Consider the following 16,844-nt stretch of genomic DNA (forward strand, 5'->3'; position numbering starts at 1 on the left):
AAGTCCCGCCTGCCCCGCGGGCGGACGACGGGACTTTGCGGACACGACCTAGGCTGGAGTCATGAGCGAGGACTACTGCCTGATCGACGCGACCAGGCCGCCGAAGGCCGACGGGCCGCCGTACGCCGAGTGCGTGCTGTGCCGGGAACCGACGGAGTATCCGGAGTCGTACAAGGGGATCACGCTCTGCCCGGTGTGCGAGTGGCAGGAGGCGCAGCGCACCGCCTGCTCAGGGTGATCTGCGGGAGGTCAGCGCACAGGCCGCGGCGATCGCCGCCGCCGCGAGCAGTGCCGCCGCCACCAGGGGAAGCAGCGGCAGGGCGACCGTGCCCGAGCGGGAGCCGCTGACCAGGTCGCTGACCGCCGCCTGGGCCGGGGAGCCGGTCGCCACCACGGACAGCAGGGCCGCGAGCAGCATCGTCGGGACCGCGCGGCCGGTCGAGCGCAGCAGCGGCCAGTTGGTGAGCGCGCCGACGGCGGTGCCGAGCAGGGCACAGACCAGCGCGGCGAGCAGCCCGGCGGCGCCCGCGGGCAGCCGGGCCACCCGGATCTGGTGGTCGGCACTGACCGGGTCGCTGATCAGGGTGACGACGACGATCGCCGCCGTACCGAGTGCCGCCGACGCGGCCAGCGCCACCAGCAGCGTGGCGAGGTGTGCCCGCCCCGGGCCGGCCGCCGCGGCGACGCAAGTGCGGGCGGCGGGCGGTTCGTTGGTGACGCAGATCCGCACCAGCCAGGCGGCGACGGGCAGCAGGGCCGCGGCGGCGTAGCCGAGGGAGTCGAGCACCGGCTGGCCGACCTGTACGCCGACGGCGAGGAAGACGGCGTACAGGATGACCGGCGGCAGCCAGCGCTGCGAGCGCGCAAGGAGCGCGGCCTGGTAACGGAAGAGGGCGGTCATCGGCGGCTCTCGGCTTCGTCGGGGGTGGACTCCTCCTGGCACACGCTCACCACGTGCCACGCCGGACGGGCGGTCAGCAGGGCACGCAGCAGGACGTCCGAGTGGGAGGCGGGGACGGTGAGGCGGTGGGTGCCGGGGTCGGGCTCGTCCACGCTCGTGACGACACGGCTCGCCTCGGCGGGCAGGTCCGCGCCGTCCGGACCTCGGACGACGACGGTCGCGCGCGGGCCGGCGGCGGACGGAGTCGTGGGGGCGGTGCGGCGGTCGAGGCCGCCGGCGCGCACGGTGTACGTGGCGTCGGGCGCCCCGGCGAGGCGGCGCGGGTCGTGGTCGACGAAGACCACCGCGGTGCCGGCCGCGGTCCGTTCGGCCACGGCACGCTCCAGCTCCGTGCGCGCGGCGGCGTCCAGTCCGGTCCATGCCTCGTCCAGCACGAGCAGTTCCGGGTCGGCGAGCAGCGCCTGCGCGACGGCGACCTTCTGGCTGCTGCCCTTGGAGAGCTGCGCCATCGGCGTACGGGCGTGGGCGGCGGCACCGAAGCGTTCCAGGCATTCGCCCGCGGCGCGTATCGCGGCCGGCCGGGACAGGCCGTGGACCGTGCCGAGGTGGGTGAGGTAGCCGAGGGCGGTGAACGGCAGGGCGGTGGGGAAGCGCTCGGGGACGTAGGCCGTGCGCGGGCGGCCGGTGATGCGGCCTTCCGTGGGGGCGTCCAGGCGGGCGAGGAGGCGCAGCAGGGTCGACTTCCCGGTGCCGTTCGGTCCCTCGACACGGATCAGGGTGCCGGGGTGCACGGTGAGGTGGATGCCTCGTAAGACCCATGGACCGCGCAGGCCGTAGCGACGGCCCACGTCGTCCAGGCGGAGATCACTTCGCATGGGCGACATCTTGTCCTACGGCGGTCAGGGGCCGGCGGGGCCGGGCGTGCCCGCCGGGCGCGGGAGCCCGAGAACCGGCTCAGGCCCGCGCCCTTTAGGGTGCTGTCGTGAGCCATGATGCGACGTCCAGCGGTGACAGCCCCTTCCGGTCCGAGCCCGGCGCTCGCGACGCGGCGCCCCAGTTCGTGCTGCCGCTCGTCGTGCGGATCGAGCGGTCCGCTCCCCCGGCCCGCACCGACGCCCTGGAGACCGCCGCCCGGGCGGTGCTCGTGATGCTGAGCGACGAGCGGTCCGTCGGCGACGGGGAGTGGGCGCAGGCGGTGCGGGACTGGCAGGACGCCAGGATCCGGAAGGTCGTGCGACGGGCTCGTGGGGCCGAGTGGCGGCGTGCCGAGGGGCTGCCGGGCGTCACCGTCACCGGTAAGTCGGCCGAGGTGCGGGTGTTCGTGCCCGTGCCGTTGGACGGGTGGCCCAAGGAACTGGCGAAGCTCCAGGTGTCCGGTACCGACCTCGACGACCCGGAGCCGCCGGTGGCGGCAGATCCGTCGGCGCCGGTGCTCTGGATGAACCCCGAACTCGGCATGTCCGCGGGCAAGGCGATGGCACAGGCGGGACATGCGGCCCAACTCGCCTGGTGGGAGCTGTCGGACGCGCAGCGGGACGCCTGGCGGGAGGCGGGGTTCCCGCTCGCCGTGCGGACCGCGGACGCGGGGCGCTGGCGGGAGCTGACGAGCGGTGGGCTGCCGTTGGTGCGGGACGCGGGGTTCACGGAGATCGCACCCGGGTCCTGCACCGTGGTGGCCGACCATCCCGCGCTGCGCGGGTGAACATCCCCGGCGTCCCGTGCGTACGACCTGGCGGTGACCGTTTCACGGTGTGCGGAGCGTGGTCGGGCGTGCGGGGCGGGAGCGCGGGCCCCAACCTCAAATGTTGCTCTGAAGGTTCTCGCCCGGGGGTTCGGGCGGAGCCCGCGGGGCCATACCCCCGTCACGTCCGACACGTCCGAGGAGACGCGACAGCGGGTACGGAAGAGGCCGGGAGGGGACGATGCAGCCACTGGGCACGGGGATCGGATGGCGTCCGGAGATCGCGGACGCCGTGGAGCGCATGCCGGGCATCGACTGGGTCGAGACGGTCGCCGAGAACGTCTGCCCCGGACACCTTCCGGAGTCTTTGGTACGGCTGCGGGAGCGCGGTGTCACCGTGATCCCGCACGGCGTCTCGCTCGGGCTGGGCGGCGCCGACCGGCCCGACGCCGGGCGGCTGGCCGCGCTCGCCGAGCGGGTGGAGGCGCTGGGGGCGCCGCTGGTCACCGAGCACATCGCGTTCGTACGGGCGGGCGGGCCGCTCACCGCGTCACCGCGTCTTGAGGCGGGGCATCTGCTGCCCGTGCCGCGCACCCGGGACGCCCTGGACGTGCTGTGCGAGAACGTCCGTGTCGCCCAGGACGCGCTGCCCGTGCCGCTCGCCGTGGAGAACATCGCCGCGCTCATCTCCTGGCCCGGCGAGGAGATGACCGAGGGGCAGTTCCTGTACGAGCTGGCCGACCGGACGGGGGTACGGCTGCTCATCGACGTGGCCAACCTGCACACCAACCACGTCAACCGGGGCGAGGACCCGGCCAAGGCGCTCGCCGAACTGCCGCTGGAGGCCATCGCGTACGTCCATGTCGCGGGCGGTTTCGAGCGGGACGGCGTCTGGCACGACAGCCACGCCCACCCGGTCCCGCAGCCGGTCCTCGACGTCCTGACCGACCTCGCCTCCCGGGTCCGCCCGTCCGGTGTCCTGTTGGAACGGGACGAGAACTTCCCCGAACCGGGCGAGCTGGAGCGGGAGTTGGGGGCGATCCGGGAAGCGCTGGAGAAGGGGGCGGTCCAGCGGGCGGCCGGGGAGCCTTCGAAGGCCGGGGAGCCCGCTGGGGCTTCGTGGGTCACGGGGTCCTCGGAGGTCGCGGAGCCGGCGGGTACGAGCTCGCCTCGGAGGCGGCCGACGCAGGGCGCCGAGCGGTCGACCGTCCATCCGGCCGGCGAGCCCGCCCGCCAGCGTCTCGCGCTCGCCCAGGCCGCCCTGCTGTCCGCGCTGGTCGCCGGGACGCCGGTGCCGGAGGGCTTCGACCGGGTGCGGCTGGGAGTGCAGGCACGGGCGCTCGCTGGGAAGCGGGCGGACGTCGTGGCGAAGGTCGCGCCCGAGCTGCCGGTCATCCTCGGAGACGGGTATCGCCGGGCCTTCCTCGCCTACGGTCACGGGCACCCGATGACCGACGGCTATCGGCGCGACGCGTTGGACTTCGCGGGGTACCTGCTGGCCGAGGGGCGGCTGGAGGACGCCCGGGTGCGGGCGCAGGTGCGGGAGTGGTGGCTGGAGCGGTCGGGGCCGAAGCCGCGCTCTCGGCGGCCGGGGGTACGGCTGGCCCGGGCCACCCGCCGGGTGCTGCTGCGCCGGTGAGCGGGCGGCGGGTGCGTCGTCAGCCGCCGCCCGGGCCGGGGCCGTCCGACGGGTCCTGGCCGATGGCCGCCAACAGCTGGGCGACCAGGGGGTTCTGATCGTCCCTGCGCCAGGCGACGGCGACCCGGGTGCGGGCGGCGCCGGGCTCGATCCCGCGGAAGGCGACGCCCTTCAGGCGGATGCGCCGGATGCTCGCCGGGGCCAGGGAAACGCCGAGACCGGTCTCCACCAGGGCGCACACGGTCTGCCACTCCACGGCGCGCTGGGTCACCCGGGGCGTGAAACCCGCCGCGGCGCACAGTGCCGTGATCCGGTCGTGAAGCTGCGGGCCCTCCGCGCGCGGCAACAGCACGAAAGGGGAGTCCGCCAGCTGTTCCAGTCGTACCACCCGTTGCACGGCCAGAGGGTGGGTGGACGGCAGCACGGCCACGAACGGCTCGCTCAGCACCGTGCGCAAGCCCAGGTCCGTCTCCTCGGCGGGGGGTTCGCGCAGCAGGCCGATGTCGATGGTCCGGTCGCGCAGGGCGGCCAGTTGCGGCGCCGTGGTCATCTCGCGGATGTCCAGACGCACGCGGGGGAACCGTTCCCGGAAGGTGCGCAGCAGGCCCGGCAGGACGGTCAGTGCCAGGGAGGCGGCGAAGCCGATCCGCAGACGTCCGGCCCGGCCACCGCCGACGGCCCGGGCCGCGGCCAGGCCGTCGGCCAGATCGGTGAGGGCACCTCGCGCGGCGGGCAGCAGTTCCCGCCCCGCCGCAGTGAGGGCTATCCGTCCCGGTGCGCGGCTGAACAGGGCGTGGCCGACCCTGTCCTCCAGGCGGCGGATCTGCTGGCTCAGCGGCGGCTGGGCGATGCCCAGGCGGGCGGCCGCGTGGCCGAAGTGGAGTTCCTCGGCGAGTACGACGAACGCGTACAGCTGCGGCAGGGGGAGTTCGGGGCGCTCCATACGCACAGAGATATCAGACCCTCCCTCATTTCGTATTGGACGTATCGATGCTGGTCACTTAGCGTTCCACGCATGACGGAGCGACGTGCGATCCTCAGCGGTTCGACCTTCGAGGAGCAGATCGGCTACGCCCGCGCCGTGGTCGACGGTGACTGGGTGCACGTGTCGGGGACCACCGGGTTCGACTACACCACCATGACGATCTCGGACGACGTGGTGGAGCAGGCCGAGCAGTGCCTGCGCAACATCGCGGCCGCGCTGGCCGAGGCGGGGTGCGCCTTCGCCGACGTGGTGCGGGTGCGTTACCTGCTGCCCGACCGCGAGGACTTCGAGCCCTGCTGGCCCGTCCTGCGGCGCTGCTTCGGCGAGGTCCGGCCGGCCGCCACGATGCTCATGTGCGGCCTCGCCGACCCGCGTATGAAGATGGAGATCGAGGTGTACGCGCGACGGCCGGCGCGCGGGTGCCGGGATTGACACCTCGACCGCACGGCACGCGTCGGCCCGGGTACGGCAGTTGCTGCAGGCGTCGGAGTACGCCGAAGTAATATGCCAACCCGACCCGACGAAGCGCACTGACGTGCGGTGCCGTGACAGGAGGCACCATGCGACCGAGACCCCCGGTCGACGGCCGAGGCATCTTCAGCGGCACCGGACTCATCATCACGGGTCTGACCGCGACGCTGCTGGCCATGATCTTCCCGATCTGGTCGTACGCCGACCGCTCCGGGACCGGCTACGACGTGCTCAGCGCCCAGACCGTGTCGACCGAATACGGTCCGCTGTCCGGTCTCGACCGCGACTTCCTCACCAAGGTCCGGCTGGCCGGTCTGTGGGAACTGCCGGCCGGGCGGCAGGCGCAGCACAAGGGCACGACGCCGGCCGTGCGGACCGCGGGGCAGCACCTCATCGAGGGGCACGCGTTCCTCGACGAGCGGGTGCGCGACGTAGCGGCCAAGCTCAGTCTCGAACTGCCCAACGAGCCGACCGAGCAGCAGCAGGAGTGGCTGGCGACCCTGGACGCCGCCCAGGGCGTCGAGTACGACCGGCAGTTCGCCAACATCCTGCGGCTCGCGCACGGCAAGGTCTTCTCCGTCGTGGCCCAGGTGCGGGCCGGCACCCGCAACTCCCTGGTCCGCGCGCTCGCCGACGACGCCAACACCACCGTGCTGGACCACATCACGGTCCTGGAGGCCACCGGCTACGTCGACTACGAGGCCCTGGCACGGGACTTGGCCGCCGACAGCACGCCGCCGCTCACGCCCGCCCCCGCGCCGCCCGGCCCGACCGCCGATCCGGCTCCGGCGGTGCCCATGACCCCGCCCCCGTCGCCCACTTACACGCTGCCACCGGCCGCCTCCAGCCCGCGCCCCGAGGACGACGCCGCCGTCGCCGATCGGTCGACGGCCTCCTGACACCCTGCGCATACCCATCCGGAACGTCACGTCCCGGCAACGCTCCGTCCGGATCGTGAACGAGGCATGGCGTTTCCGGGAGTCATTGGCATAGAAACGCGGCATGTTCTGGGTGCTTCTTCTGCTGCTGGCCTGGGCCGTCACCGGCACGGCGTGCACGCGGCTATGCCTGGCCGCCGTCCGCGCCGCGGCCGTGGACACGAGAGCGGCGATGGCAGGCCGAGGACGTGATCTGACGCTGTACGAAGCGGCGTTCCTCTCCGGCGGCCCGCGACGGGTCGCCGATCTGACCCTCGTCTCCATGGCACGGCAGCGACGGCTGCTGCTCGCGCACACCGGGTGGGCGACGGTCGTCGATCCGCGTGGCCGCGACGAGATGGAACGCTCGGTGATAGGGGCCATCGGGCCGGAGGGCCAGTCCCGGATCGAGCCGGTGCGTGACGCCGCGGCCGCCGCCGACGCGGTCGGCACGCTCGCCGACCGGCTGGTCAGCGCGGGGCTCGCCGTACCGGACGGAGCACGCAGTGGTGTCACCGCGGCGATCCGGCAGGTGCAGCTCGCCGGGGCGGTCGTCCTGGCGCTGGGGGCGGCCGCCCTGCTGACACCCATTCAGTCGGACATGCCGGCACATCTGGTCGCCCTCTGGTTCGCGCTCCCCTTCGTCCTCACCCTGAGCTGCCTCGCCATCGCCCGTATCGAGGTCCATCCCTACGCGCGGTGGGCCTCCCCGGCCGGGCAGCGGATGCTCAGCGCCCTGGTCCGGCACTCCGGGGGCGAGGGCGACCGCAGATACCTGACGTCCGTCGCCGTACGGGGCGTGCGCGCGATCGGTGAGCCGGAACTACGCGCGGCCTTCGGGCACCGCGAGCCGCACCACCAGGCGTCCCGCGGACAGGACCGACCGCCCCGGAGTCGGTGACGCATAGGGGGCATTGACGCCGACACCGGCAGGCGGTGCTTGCCTTCATCAACAGACGAACCAAATATCCCTTTTGTTGCTGCCGTGCACTGAAGGGACACGCGATGAGAGCCGCCGCCTACTCGGTCGCCGGGGCCATGCTCCTGACCACCCTCTCCGCCACCCCGGCCGGCAGCGCCGTCGCCGCGCCCGGCGCGGACGAAAGACACGGCACGGCGGTGGCCGCCGAACGCGCCGCGGCGGCCGGCCTCACCTTCGCCCCCTGCCCCAAGAAGCTGGAACTGCCGGCGAGCGTGCAGTGCGGCACGGTGTCCGTCCCGCTCGACTACGCGTATCCCGAAGGCAGGCAGATCCGGCTCACCGTCAGCAGGGTGCGGGCCACGCACAAGGACCCGGGCAACAGCAAGCGCCGGGTGCCGCGCCAGGGCGCCCTCGTCTACAACCCGGGCGGACCGGGCGCCTCCAGCCTGCACTTCCCGCTGATCGGCCTGCTGCCGGCGTGGAAGCGGCTCGCGGGGGCGTACGACCTCGTCGGCTACGCCCCGCGCGGAGTCGGGCCGTCCGCACCGCTGTCCTGCGAGGACCCCAAGCAGTTCGCCACGGGTCCCTCCCAGGCCCCGACGCATCCCTCGGAGGCGTACAAGAAGGAGCGCGTCGCCCGGGCGAAGGCCTACGCGCGCGGCTGCGCCGAGCGCACCGGCAGCGCGCTGCGGCACTACAACTCCCTGAACAACGCCCGCGACCTGGACGTGCTGCGCGCCGCGCTGGGCGAGCAGCGGCTGACGTTCATGGGGGCGTCGTACGGCACCTACTTCGGCGCGCTCTACGCGACCCTCTTCCCCACGCACGTACGGCGGATGGTGTTCGACTCGGCCGTGAACCCGGATCCGGAGCAGATCTGGTACCGCAACAACCTGGCCCAGTCGGCCGCGTTCGAGGGACGGTGGGCGGACTTCCGGGAGTGGGTCGCCAAGCACCACGAGGTGTACCGGCTCGGCACCACCTCCGAGGAGGTGCTGCGCGGCTACGAGAAGGCACGCGAGCGGCTGGCCGTGGAGCCGGCGGGCGGGAAGGTCGGGCCCGGGCAGTTGCAGGAGGCGTTCCTGCAGGCCGGGTACTACGACGACTACTGGCCCGCGCGGGCGAAGGCGCTGTCGGCGTATCTGAAGGGTGACTCCAAGCCGCTGGTCGAGCTGGCCGCGCCCGTGAAGGAGGCGGCGGCCCAGGACGAGAACTCGCGTGCCGTCTACACGGCCGTGGAGTGCAACGACGCTCCGTGGCCGACGGACTGGGCGGTGTGGGACCGGGACAACACGCGGCTCGCGCGCGTGGCGCCGTTCGAGACCTGGGACAACGTGTGGATGAACCTGCCGTGCGCCTACTGGACGGCGCCCCGGCAGGAGCCCCTCGACGTGCGGACCGGGCCGGGAGAGGTGCCTCCGATCCTGATCCTGGCCGCCGAGCGGGATGCCGCCACTCCGTACGAGGGGGCGCTGGAGATGCACCGGCGGCTGTCGGGGTCGGTCCTGGTGACCGAGCGGGACGCGGGCACCCACGGCATCGCGTACGGCCCGAACGCCTGCGTCAACGGCCACATCGACGCGTATCTGCTGGAGGGCCGCCTCCCGGCCCGGCACACGGCGTGCGAGGGGCACCCCGAGCCGAAGCCGGAGCGTCCGGGCGAGCGCGCGGCGAAGCAGAAGCTGGGCGCCGCGGCGGCGACGAAGCCGGGCGGCCGGCCGCAGGGGACCACGACCGCCCGGCTGCCGCGCTGATCAGCCGGTCAGGCGAGTCCGGCGACCAGTTCCGCCACGGTCTTGCGGCGGCCCGTGAAGAACGGCACCTCTTCGCGGACGTGCATCCGGGCCTCCGAGGCACGCAGGTGGCGCATGAGGTCGACGATGCGGTAGAGCTCGTCGGCCTCGAAGGCCAGGAGCCACTCGTAGTCACCGAGTGAGAACGAGGCGACGGTGTTGGCGCGGACGTCCGGGTAGCCGCGGGCCATCTTGCCGTGGTCGGCGAGCATGCGGCGGCGGTCCTCGTCGGGCAGCAGGTACCAGTCGTAGGACCGCACGAAGGGGTAGACGCTGACGTAGTTGCGCGGCGTCTCGTCGGCGAGGAACGCCGGGATGTGCGAGCGGTTGAACTCGGCCGGGCGGTGCAGCGCCATGTTCGACCAGACCGGGGTGAGCGCGCGGCCCAGTTTCGTGCGGCGGAAGAGGTTGTACGCCTCCTGCAGCTGGTCGCTGGTCTCGGCGTGCCACCAGATCATGAGATCGGCGTCGGCGCGCAGCCCGGACACGTCGTAGGTGCCGCGGATCTTCACGTCCTTGGCGGTGAGCTGGTCGAACAGCTCCTGGACCTCGTCTGCGTAGCCCGCGCGGTCCTCGGGGAGCACGTCCTTCAGCTTGAAGACGGACCAGAGGGTGTAGCGGATGACCTCGTTGAGGTCCTTGGCCAGCTTGCCCTTGTTCGGGATCCTGCCGGGCTCGGTGGTGGAGGCGTCGTCACTCATGTCCCTTATTCTCCCGCTCCGCCGTGCAGGCTCTGCACCGGGTTGGCGGTGAGCTCCTCCACACCGCGCAGGTCACCCTGGATCTGGTCCACCGCCGCGTAGGCGCTCGCGATGCAGGCGGGGATGCCGACGCCGTCGTAGGCCGCCCCGCACACGGCCAGCCCGGGCAGCTCGGCGACGTGCTCGCGGACGCGGGCCACGCGCGCGTGGTGGCCGACCGGGTACTGGGGCAGGCCGTCGGTCCAGCGGGTCACGCGGGTCTGAAGCGGTGTGGCGTCGAGGCCGGTCGCCGCCCGCAGGTCGCGGCGGGAGACGTCGACGAGGTGGTCGTCGTCGCGCTGGAGGATCTCCGTCTCGCCGTGCCGCCCGACGGAGGTGCGCACGACGACCACGTCCGGGTTCTCCCCGGCGATCCAGCCCCACTTCTGGGAGGCGAAGGTGGACGCCTTGATGGTGTGCCCGTCGACCGGCGGCACGAGGAAGCCGCTGCCCGCGGGCAGATCGGCGTCGAAGCGGCGGTAGGCGAGGGTGACCAGGGCCATGGACGCGTACTCGACGCCGTCCAGCTCGGCGGCGGCCGCGGGGGCCTCGGCGCGCAGGAGAGCGGCGGCGGCCGGGGCGGGTACGGCGACCACGACCGCGTCGGCGTGCCGCACACGGTCGGCGGCGACCACACGCCAGCCGCCCGACGTCTCGCGCCGCAGCTCCGTCACCGGCGTACCGGTGAGGATCTCGCCGCCCCGGGCCCGCACCGACTCCGCGACGGCGAGCGGCAGCCGGCCCACACCGCCCTCGATACCCATGAACACCGGCCCGGTCTGCTGGTCGGCGGCGGCCTTGGCCTGGATCTCGCGGACCGCCTCGGTGAGCGAGTCGTGGGTCCGTGCGGCCTGATAGAGCTGCGGGACCGCCGAGCGCATCGAGATGCGGTACGCGTCGCCCGCGTAGACGCCGCCCAGCAGGGGCTCCACCAGGCGGTCGACGACCTCGCGGCCGAGCCGCGCCGCCACGTACTCCCCCACCGCCACGTCCTCCCCGACCTCGGTGCGGGGCAGTTCGGCGTCGCGCTCGATACGGGCCACACCCTCGTCGGACAGCACGCCGGAGAGGGCGGCGGCGGTGCCGGGGACACCCATGACGTGGCCCTTGGGCATGGGGCGCAGGGCGCCGCGGGTCCAGATCGAGGCCGTCGCGGTGGCGGGCGGCTGGAGGTGCTCGGCGAGGCCCACCTCGCGGGCCAGGGCGACGGCCTCGGGGCGGCGGGCCAGCATGGACTCGGCACCGAGGTCCACGCGGGCGCCCGCCAGCTCGCCGGGCAGGAGCTTGCCGCCGACCCGGTCCGACGCCTCCAGGACGGTCACCCGCCGGCCGGCGTCCAGCAGCCGGTGGGCCGCGGCGAGCCCGGCGATCCCGCCGCCGATGACGACGACCCCACCCGTACCCGTACGACTGTGAACTTCGCTCATGTCCACAGCCTCTCAGACCCCGCCGGCCGTCGGCCCGCGCCCCGGTGTCCTTCACGAGTCCCGACCGTGACCGCATCGGGACCGTTCTCCGCCAACGTCTCGCCCCCTCCCGGCGTCGAAGAGACAGCAGTCGACACGACGACCCTCGGGGGTAGGCCCACATGCGCGCACCACGCACCGCACGATCCGTACGACCGGTTCCGGCCCTCGCCGGCCTCCTGCTCGCCACGGCGTTGACGCTCACCGGCTGCAGCGGCTCGGGAGACTCCGGTTCCGGGTCCGGCTACAGCAAGGCCGACGCGGGAGAGGCCGCGCAGGCCGACTCCCGGGCCGGCGCGGATCAGGGCGCACCCGGCAGTGGCTCCGGCGCCGGCCGGGCCACCGCGCCGCCCAAGGTCTCCGCGAGCCACATCATCCGCACCGCCTCGCTCACCGTGCAGGTCAAGGACGTGCCGAAGGCCCTGGACGAGGCCCGCGCCGCCGTCGAGAACGCGGGCGGCTACGTCGGTGACGAGAGCACCACGCGCGACGAGGGCGGCCATGAGCGCACCCGTGTCGTCCTGCGCGTGCCCGTCGCCGAGTACGCCGACGTCCTCGCGGACCTGGAGGGTACGGGCAAGCTGCTCGAACGCAACGCCAAGGCGCAGGACGTCACCGACCAGGTCGTCGACGTGGAGAGCCGCATCAAGTCCCAGCGGGCCAGCGTCGCCCGGATCCGCGAGCTGATGGACCAGGCGACCAGGCTCAGCGACGTGGTCACGCTGGAGGGCGAACTGAGCAGCCGCCAGGCGGACCTGGAGGCGCTGCTCGCCCGGCAGGCGTCCTTGAAGGACCGCACGAGCCTGGCCACCATCACCCTGTCCCTGGCGGAGACGCCGGTGAAGAAGGCGGTGACCGAGGACGACGACCCCGGCTTCCTGGACGCGCTCGCGGGCGGCTGGGGCGCGTTCGTGACGATGCTGCGCTGGCTCGCGGTGGTGCTCGGCGCCGTGCTGCCGTTCGCCGCGGTGGCGGCGCTGATCGTGCTGGTGTGGCTGAAGGTGGTCCGGCCGAGGCTGCCGCGCCGCCCGGAGCCCGTGCCCGCCACTACGGCCCTGGGGCCGCTGCCGTCCGCACGGCCCGCCCCGCAGCCCGAGCGCTCGGGGGAGCCCGGTGAGCGGGACTGAAATGCCCTGCTCTCGTAGCGTGTTCGCATGAACATGAGTGCTGTGCGAGGTACCGGGGAACGACTGGTCGTGATCGGCGCCGACGCCGCGGGCATGTCCGCGGCGTCGCAGGCCCGCCGCCTCAAGGGGCCCGGGGAACTGGAGATCGTGGCGTTCGAACGGGGCCACTTCACCTCCTTCTCGGCCTGCGGCATCCCGTACTGGGTGGGCGGCGACGTGCCCGACCGCGACCGGTTGATCGCCCGTACGGCCGAGGAGCACCGGGCCCGCGACATCGACCTGCGCATGCGGACTGAGGTGACGGAGATCGACGTGCCCGGCGGCCGGGTACGTGCCCGTGACGTCGACTCCGGAGCCGAGTCCTGGACGTCGTACGACAAACTCGTGATCGCGACCGGTGCCCGCCCGATCCGCCCCGACCTGCCGGGCGTCGACGCGCCCGGAGTGCACGGTGTGCAGACCCTCGACGACGGGCAGGCGCTCATCGACACGCTGTCACGCACACGTGGCCGCCGCGCCGTCGTGGTCGGCGCCGGCTACATCGGGGTGGAGATGGCCGAGGCGCTGATCAACCGCGGCTACGAGGTGACGGTCGTCAACCGGGGCAGCGAGCCCATGTCGACGCTCGACCCGGACATGGGCCGCCTGGTGCACGAGGCCATGGAGGGCCTGGGCATCACGATGGTCGACGACGCCGAGGTGACCAAGGTCCTCACCGGTGAGGACGGCCGGGTGCGGGCGGTGGCCACGCAGGACGCCGAGTACCCCGCCGACGTGGTCGTCCTCGGCATCGGTGTCCGTCCGGAGACGACGCTCGCGCGGGCGGCCGGCCTCCCCCTCGGCGGCCACGGCGGTCTGCTCACCGACCTCGCGATGCGCGTACGCGGCCACGAGAACATCTGGGCGGGCGGTGACTGCGTGGAGGTCCTCGATCTGGTCTCCGGGCAGGAACGCCACATCGCCCTAGGCACCCACGCCAACAAGCACGGCCAGGTCATCGGCACGAACGCCGCGGGCGGCTACGCCACGTTCCCCGGCGTGGTCGGCACGGCCGTCAGCAAGGTCTGCGACCTGGAGATCGCACGCACCGGGCTGCGCGAGAAGGACGCCCGCAGGGCGGGACTGCAGTACGTCACGGCCACGATCGAATCGACCAGCCGTGCGGGCTACTACCCCGGCGCCTCCCCCATGACCGTCAAGATGCTCGCCGAACGCCGCACGGGCCGGCTGCTGGGCGTGCAGATCGTGGGCCGGGAGGGCGCGGGCAAACGCGTGGACATCGCGGCGGTGGCCCTGACGGCGGGAATGACGGTGGAACAGATGGTGTCCCTGGATCTGGGATACGCGCCTCCGTTCTCCCCGGTGTGGGACCCGGTGCTGGTGGCGGCCCGCAAGGCGGCGAAGGCGGTCGACGCCGCACGGGCATGACAGCGGGGCGGACGGTCTCGGCGGCGCACGTTCCGGACACCGCCGCAGCAGGGCAACGGCCGTGCCGCGGGGGGACGGTGAACCTTCAGGTGCCTTCGGGCCGGCCGGGTGCCGGACTCGGTCCGTGATGTCGCAGGCGGCCCGCCGCAGGTGAGTGCGGCGATCGCAGCCGGGCCCGGCGCGGTCCGTCCGACGGCCCTCGGCGGGCACGGTGCCGCACCTGCCGGCGGCCGCCGACGCGTTGCTCAGGCCACCGACCGGTCCGCGTACCACTCGCGCATCCTCGCGAGGTCCGCGTCCCATGCGGCCCCCGGTGCCGCGAGCCCCGCGTCGGCCCAGATGCGTGTGCTGTCGAACCAGTGGTCCGTGGTCACCATGTTCAGCGCGTACGAAGCGCCGGCGTCCTCGCGCAGATGGTCGCGGGCCTGCGCGGGAGTGACCTCTCGCCGAGCCGGCGCGAGCCCCGCGCAGTCGGCCACCGCGCGCAGCAGCTCCGACGCCGGGACCGGGGTGGGATATGCGGCGTGGTAGACGGACGCCGTCAGCCTGTCGCCCGGGGCCAGCCCGACCGCCACGAGGAGGGCGGCCAGTTCGACCACCGAGATGACGGACAGTCTGGCGTTCCAGCCCGCCGGTCTGCCGGGCAGGGCCCGCAGCAGCCGGGCGAGCCCGGGGACGACCCATTCGTCACCGCGGCCGTAGACAAGGTACGGACGCAGCACGATCCCTCCGGCGGCCAGTACGGCGTCCTCGGCCGCCGCCCGGGACCGTGACGTCGGCGACTGCGGTCTGCGGTCGAGTTCCTCGGGACGGGCACTGCGGTAGGTGCCGCGGCCGTACACGGCGGCGGTGCTGAGGTACACGATGCGGGACACTCCGGCGCGCCGGGCGTCGGCGACGAGCGCGGCGGTCCCCTGGGCGTTGACCTTGTGGTTGGCCTCGGGCGTCCCCCCGATCTGCGAGGCGCAGTGCAGCAGTACGTCCACGCCCTCGCACACCCCGCGCAGCGACCGTGGATCCGCGAGGTCGGCCTGCACCGAACGCACGGGGGCCGGGCCGGGCCGTGGTGGAGTACGGCGGTGGGACACAAGTGTCAAGTCGACGCCCCGGCCGGCCGCCTCGGCGGCGACGTGCCGGCCCACGAACCCGGCCGCGCCAGTGACCATGACGGTGTTCACGAGGCACCTCTCGGATGTTCGGGCGGTCGACGGATCGTCGTGCTCAGCGTGACGGCGGCGGCCATCTCCTCGGCGAGTATGACCTGTTCCGCGTCGCGACGCCCGACCGTCGCCGGGTCGACCGGCGCACCGACGACCCGCGTCGGCCCCGTGGGCCGAGGGCCCCGCCGGCCTCGTCCCCTGCGAGGGGCCCGGGTCCGCATGCGTGCCACCGGACCGGAGGAGCCGGGGTGAGTCCCGCCTCGCTCGCGCGGGGCGAGGAAACGACTCACCGGCTCCTCCGGTCACCGGGGCGAAGGCCGCTATGCGGTCCCGGCGGTCCCGTTGATCCGCTCGATCGCCTGCCGGGCCTGCTCGGTCGGCGGCCGAGACGGCAGCGACGACACGGACGCGCTCACGCTCGAAGGCATCGCGGCCGGCTGCTCCCCCGCCGGCTTCGCGTGTGCCGCGGCCGGCCGGGCCGACCGCAGCCGGTGGCTCACGGCCTCGTCCAGCGTCACCGGCCGCTGCATCTGCGTCGCGAGACGCCCCGCGTCCTGGCCCAGCCGGGCGACGTCCTCCCAGGGCAGCCGCAGCACCACCGCGATCTCGGCCTCGCCGTCGGGCAATGCGTGCATCGGAGGAGTAACTCGGTCGTTCATCGCCTGTTCCTCACGTAGACCCCGCGACCCGCCTTCCCCGTGCCGCGGGCGGTTGCCGAGACATACGCACACGCCGGCGGCCCCGTTCACCGATTCACCGGACGTATCCCGGGCACATACCTGACGTGGTCATCCCCGTCCATGACGTGAACCCGGTGCGCCGCACCCCTTGGGTGACATACGCGCTGATCGCCGCGAACGTCCTCGTCTTCCTGTCCACGCCCGGCACGGCCGGATCCGTGGCCGGTGAGAGCGGCCTCGCCCAGCTGTGCCATCTGCACGCGTTCCTGGACCACTACGCGGCGGTGCCAAGGGAGTTGATCCACGACCAGATGCCGAGGGTCGTCCCCACGGGCGAGGTCGCCGTCGGACCGCAGGGCCCCGGCTGCGTGGTCGGCCCGCCGGGCTACGACAAGTCCCCCGCGCTGTCCGTACTCACCGCGATGTTCCTGCACGGCGGCTGGCTGCACCTGTTGGGCAACATGCTGTTCCTGCTGATCTTCGGCAACAACATCGAGGACCGCATGGGCCCTGTGCGGTACCTGCTTTTCTACGTCACCTGCGGCTATGCGGCGTCCTACGGCTTCGCGGTCCTCAACGCCGACTCCGCCGAACCGCTGATCGGCGCCTCCGGGGCCATCGCGGCTGTGCTGGGCGCCTATCTCGTGCTCTATCCGAAGGCCAGGGTGTGGGTCCTGGTCCCGTTCCTGGTCTTCCTGCCGCTGCGGCTGCCGGCCTGGTCGGTCCTCGGATTCTGGTTCGTGCTGCAGGCGGTGTACTCCAGCGGCGAGGGCGTCTCCGACGGCGCGGGCACCGTGGCCTACGCGGCGCACATCGTGGGCTTCCTCGCGGGCATGCTGCTCGCCTGGCCGCTCAAGCCGGGTACTCCGCCGCCACCGGAGCCGCGCGGCCTGCTGTTCGGCAGGCGGGCGCGGCCCCACACGTGGTGAGCGTC

Annotated in this window: 17 protein-coding genes; 10 read left to right on the forward strand and 7 right to left on the reverse strand. The window is 73.3% G+C overall.

Annotated elements, in window-relative coordinates:
* Positions 1 to 61 precede the first annotated feature (61 nt).
* Complete coding sequence (locus ACWCPI_RS00960; protein WP_451036074.1) at positions 62 to 238, forward strand: hypothetical protein; 177 nt, start codon at positions 62 to 64, stop codon at positions 236 to 238.
* On the opposite strand, the gene ACWCPI_RS00965 is transcribed toward ACWCPI_RS00960, so the two are convergent.
* Both ACWCPI_RS00965 and ACWCPI_RS00970 read right to left on the reverse strand, forming a co-directional pair.
* Entirely contained in the window at positions 230 to 901 is a 672-nt protein-coding gene (locus ACWCPI_RS00965; RefSeq protein WP_451036075.1) for an ABC transporter, read from the reverse strand. The genes ACWCPI_RS00960 and ACWCPI_RS00965 overlap by 9 nt on opposite strands.
* The gene (locus ACWCPI_RS00970; RefSeq protein ID WP_451036076.1) at positions 898 to 1,776 is read right to left on the reverse strand and encodes an ABC transporter ATP-binding protein; all 879 of its coding nucleotides are present in this window, start codon (positions 1,774 to 1,776) and stop codon (positions 898 to 900) included. Before ACWCPI_RS00970 ends, ACWCPI_RS00965 begins: the two co-directional genes overlap by 4 nt.
* Positions 1,777 to 1,883: 107 nt before the next feature.
* On the opposite strand from ACWCPI_RS00970, the gene ACWCPI_RS00975 reads away from it, so the two are divergent.
* Both ACWCPI_RS00975 and ACWCPI_RS00980 read left to right on the forward strand, forming a co-directional pair.
* Positions 1,884 to 2,603 carry a peptidyl-tRNA hydrolase gene (locus ACWCPI_RS00975; protein WP_451036077.1) on the forward strand — a complete coding sequence of 240 codons (720 nt, stop codon included), beginning with the start codon at positions 1,884 to 1,886 and terminating at the stop codon, positions 2,601 to 2,603.
* 220 nt (positions 2,604 to 2,823) lie between these two features.
* Positions 2,824 to 4,221 (forward strand): DUF692 domain-containing protein, encoded by a 1,398-nt coding sequence (locus ACWCPI_RS00980; RefSeq protein ID WP_451036078.1) that lies wholly within the window; start codon positions 2,824 to 2,826, stop codon positions 4,219 to 4,221.
* 19 nt (positions 4,222 to 4,240) lie between these two features.
* Here ACWCPI_RS00980 and ACWCPI_RS00985 read toward each other — a convergent pair whose 3' ends face one another.
* The gene (locus ACWCPI_RS00985) at positions 4,241 to 5,164 is read right to left on the reverse strand and encodes a LysR family transcriptional regulator (protein WP_451036346.1); all 924 of its coding nucleotides are present in this window, start codon (positions 5,162 to 5,164) and stop codon (positions 4,241 to 4,243) included.
* 72 nt (positions 5,165 to 5,236) lie between these two features.
* Between ACWCPI_RS00985 and ACWCPI_RS00990 the strand changes: the two genes are divergently transcribed.
* From ACWCPI_RS00990 to ACWCPI_RS01005, 4 genes are all read left to right on the forward strand, one after another.
* Entirely contained in the window at positions 5,237 to 5,638 is a 402-nt protein-coding gene (locus ACWCPI_RS00990) for a RidA family protein (protein ID WP_451036079.1), read from the forward strand.
* A 128-nt stretch (positions 5,639 to 5,766) separates the two neighbouring features.
* Positions 5,767 to 6,576 (forward strand): DUF4142 domain-containing protein, encoded by an 810-nt coding sequence (locus ACWCPI_RS00995; protein ID WP_451036080.1) that lies wholly within the window; start codon positions 5,767 to 5,769, stop codon positions 6,574 to 6,576.
* Positions 6,577 to 6,679: 103 nt separating this feature from the next.
* Positions 6,680 to 7,495: a TIGR04222 domain-containing membrane protein gene (locus ACWCPI_RS01000; RefSeq protein WP_451036081.1), complete on the forward strand. Its 816-nt coding sequence runs from the start codon at positions 6,680 to 6,682 to the stop codon at positions 7,493 to 7,495.
* A gap of 104 nt (positions 7,496 to 7,599) precedes the next feature.
* Positions 7,600 to 9,270, forward strand: a complete 1,671-nt coding sequence (locus tag ACWCPI_RS01005) for an alpha/beta hydrolase (RefSeq protein ID WP_451036082.1) — start codon at positions 7,600 to 7,602, stop codon at positions 9,268 to 9,270.
* An 8-nt stretch (positions 9,271 to 9,278) separates the two neighbouring features.
* Here ACWCPI_RS01005 and hemQ read toward each other — a convergent pair whose 3' ends face one another.
* On the reverse strand, positions 9,279 to 10,010 hold the full coding sequence (gene hemQ, locus ACWCPI_RS01010) for a hydrogen peroxide-dependent heme synthase (RefSeq protein ID WP_388808961.1): 732 nt from the start codon (positions 10,008 to 10,010) through the stop codon (positions 9,279 to 9,281).
* 5 nt (positions 10,011 to 10,015) lie between these two features.
* Entirely contained in the window at positions 10,016 to 11,476 is a 1,461-nt protein-coding gene (gene hemG, locus ACWCPI_RS01015; RefSeq protein WP_451036083.1) for a protoporphyrinogen oxidase, read from the reverse strand.
* 161 nt (positions 11,477 to 11,637) lie between these two features.
* Between hemG and ACWCPI_RS01020 the strand changes: the two genes are divergently transcribed.
* Both ACWCPI_RS01020 and ACWCPI_RS01025 read left to right on the forward strand, forming a co-directional pair.
* A complete protein-coding gene (locus tag ACWCPI_RS01020) occupies positions 11,638 to 12,642 on the forward strand; it encodes a DUF4349 domain-containing protein (protein WP_451036084.1) in 1,005 nt (334 codons plus the stop codon).
* A 27-nt stretch (positions 12,643 to 12,669) separates the two neighbouring features.
* Complete coding sequence (locus tag ACWCPI_RS01025) at positions 12,670 to 14,070, forward strand: FAD-dependent oxidoreductase (protein WP_451036085.1); 1,401 nt, start codon at positions 12,670 to 12,672, stop codon at positions 14,068 to 14,070.
* A 245-nt stretch (positions 14,071 to 14,315) separates the two neighbouring features.
* Here the strand turns inward: ACWCPI_RS01025 and ACWCPI_RS01030 are convergent, their stop codons facing one another.
* Both ACWCPI_RS01030 and ACWCPI_RS01035 read right to left on the reverse strand, forming a co-directional pair.
* Complete coding sequence (locus ACWCPI_RS01030; protein ID WP_451036086.1) at positions 14,316 to 15,248, reverse strand: NAD-dependent epimerase/dehydratase family protein; 933 nt, start codon at positions 15,246 to 15,248, stop codon at positions 14,316 to 14,318.
* A gap of 302 nt (positions 15,249 to 15,550) precedes the next feature.
* On the reverse strand, positions 15,551 to 15,889 hold the full coding sequence (locus ACWCPI_RS01035; RefSeq protein WP_451036087.1) for a hypothetical protein: 339 nt from the start codon (positions 15,887 to 15,889) through the stop codon (positions 15,551 to 15,553).
* 125 nt (positions 15,890 to 16,014) lie between these two features.
* Here ACWCPI_RS01035 and ACWCPI_RS01040 point away from each other — a divergent pair, with 125 nt between their 5' ends.
* Positions 16,015 to 16,839, forward strand: a complete 825-nt coding sequence (locus ACWCPI_RS01040; RefSeq protein ID WP_451036088.1) for a rhomboid family intramembrane serine protease — start codon at positions 16,015 to 16,017, stop codon at positions 16,837 to 16,839.
* Positions 16,840 to 16,844 lie beyond the last annotated feature (5 nt).

The sequence above is a fragment of the Streptomyces sp. NPDC001920 genome, assembly GCF_053594495.1.

Coding starts and splice junctions, on each gene's coding strand:
- ACWCPI_RS00980 (WP_451036078.1), top strand. CDS start 2,824: ATGCAGCCACTGGGCACGGGGATCGGATGGCGTCCGGAGATCGCGGAC.
- ACWCPI_RS01025 (WP_451036085.1), top strand. CDS start 12,670: ATGAACATGAGTGCTGTGCGAGGTACCGGGGAACGACTGGTCGTGATC.
- ACWCPI_RS01000 (WP_451036081.1), top strand. CDS start 6,680: ATGTTCTGGGTGCTTCTTCTGCTGCTGGCCTGGGCCGTCACCGGCACG.
- ACWCPI_RS00985 (WP_451036346.1), bottom strand. CDS start 5,164: ATGGAGCGCCCCGAACTCCCCCTGCCGCAGCTGTACGCGTTCGTCGTA.
- hemG (WP_451036083.1), bottom strand. CDS start 11,476: ATGAGCGAAGTTCACAGTCGTACGGGTACGGGTGGGGTCGTCGTCATC.
- ACWCPI_RS00990 (WP_451036079.1), top strand. CDS start 5,237: ATGACGGAGCGACGTGCGATCCTCAGCGGTTCGACCTTCGAGGAGCAG.
- ACWCPI_RS00960 (WP_451036074.1), top strand. CDS start 62: ATGAGCGAGGACTACTGCCTGATCGACGCGACCAGGCCGCCGAAGGCC.
- ACWCPI_RS00965 (WP_451036075.1), bottom strand. CDS start 901: ATGACCGCCCTCTTCCGTTACCAGGCCGCGCTCCTTGCGCGCTCGCAG.
- ACWCPI_RS00970 (WP_451036076.1), bottom strand. CDS start 1,776: ATGCGAAGTGATCTCCGCCTGGACGACGTGGGCCGTCGCTACGGCCTG.
- ACWCPI_RS00995 (WP_451036080.1), top strand. CDS start 5,767: ATGCGACCGAGACCCCCGGTCGACGGCCGAGGCATCTTCAGCGGCACC.
- ACWCPI_RS01020 (WP_451036084.1), top strand. CDS start 11,638: ATGCGCGCACCACGCACCGCACGATCCGTACGACCGGTTCCGGCCCTC.
- ACWCPI_RS01005 (WP_451036082.1), top strand. CDS start 7,600: ATGAGAGCCGCCGCCTACTCGGTCGCCGGGGCCATGCTCCTGACCACC.
- hemQ (WP_388808961.1), bottom strand. CDS start 10,010: ATGAGTGACGACGCCTCCACCACCGAGCCCGGCAGGATCCCGAACAAG.
- ACWCPI_RS01035 (WP_451036087.1), bottom strand. CDS start 15,889: ATGAACGACCGAGTTACTCCTCCGATGCACGCATTGCCCGACGGCGAG.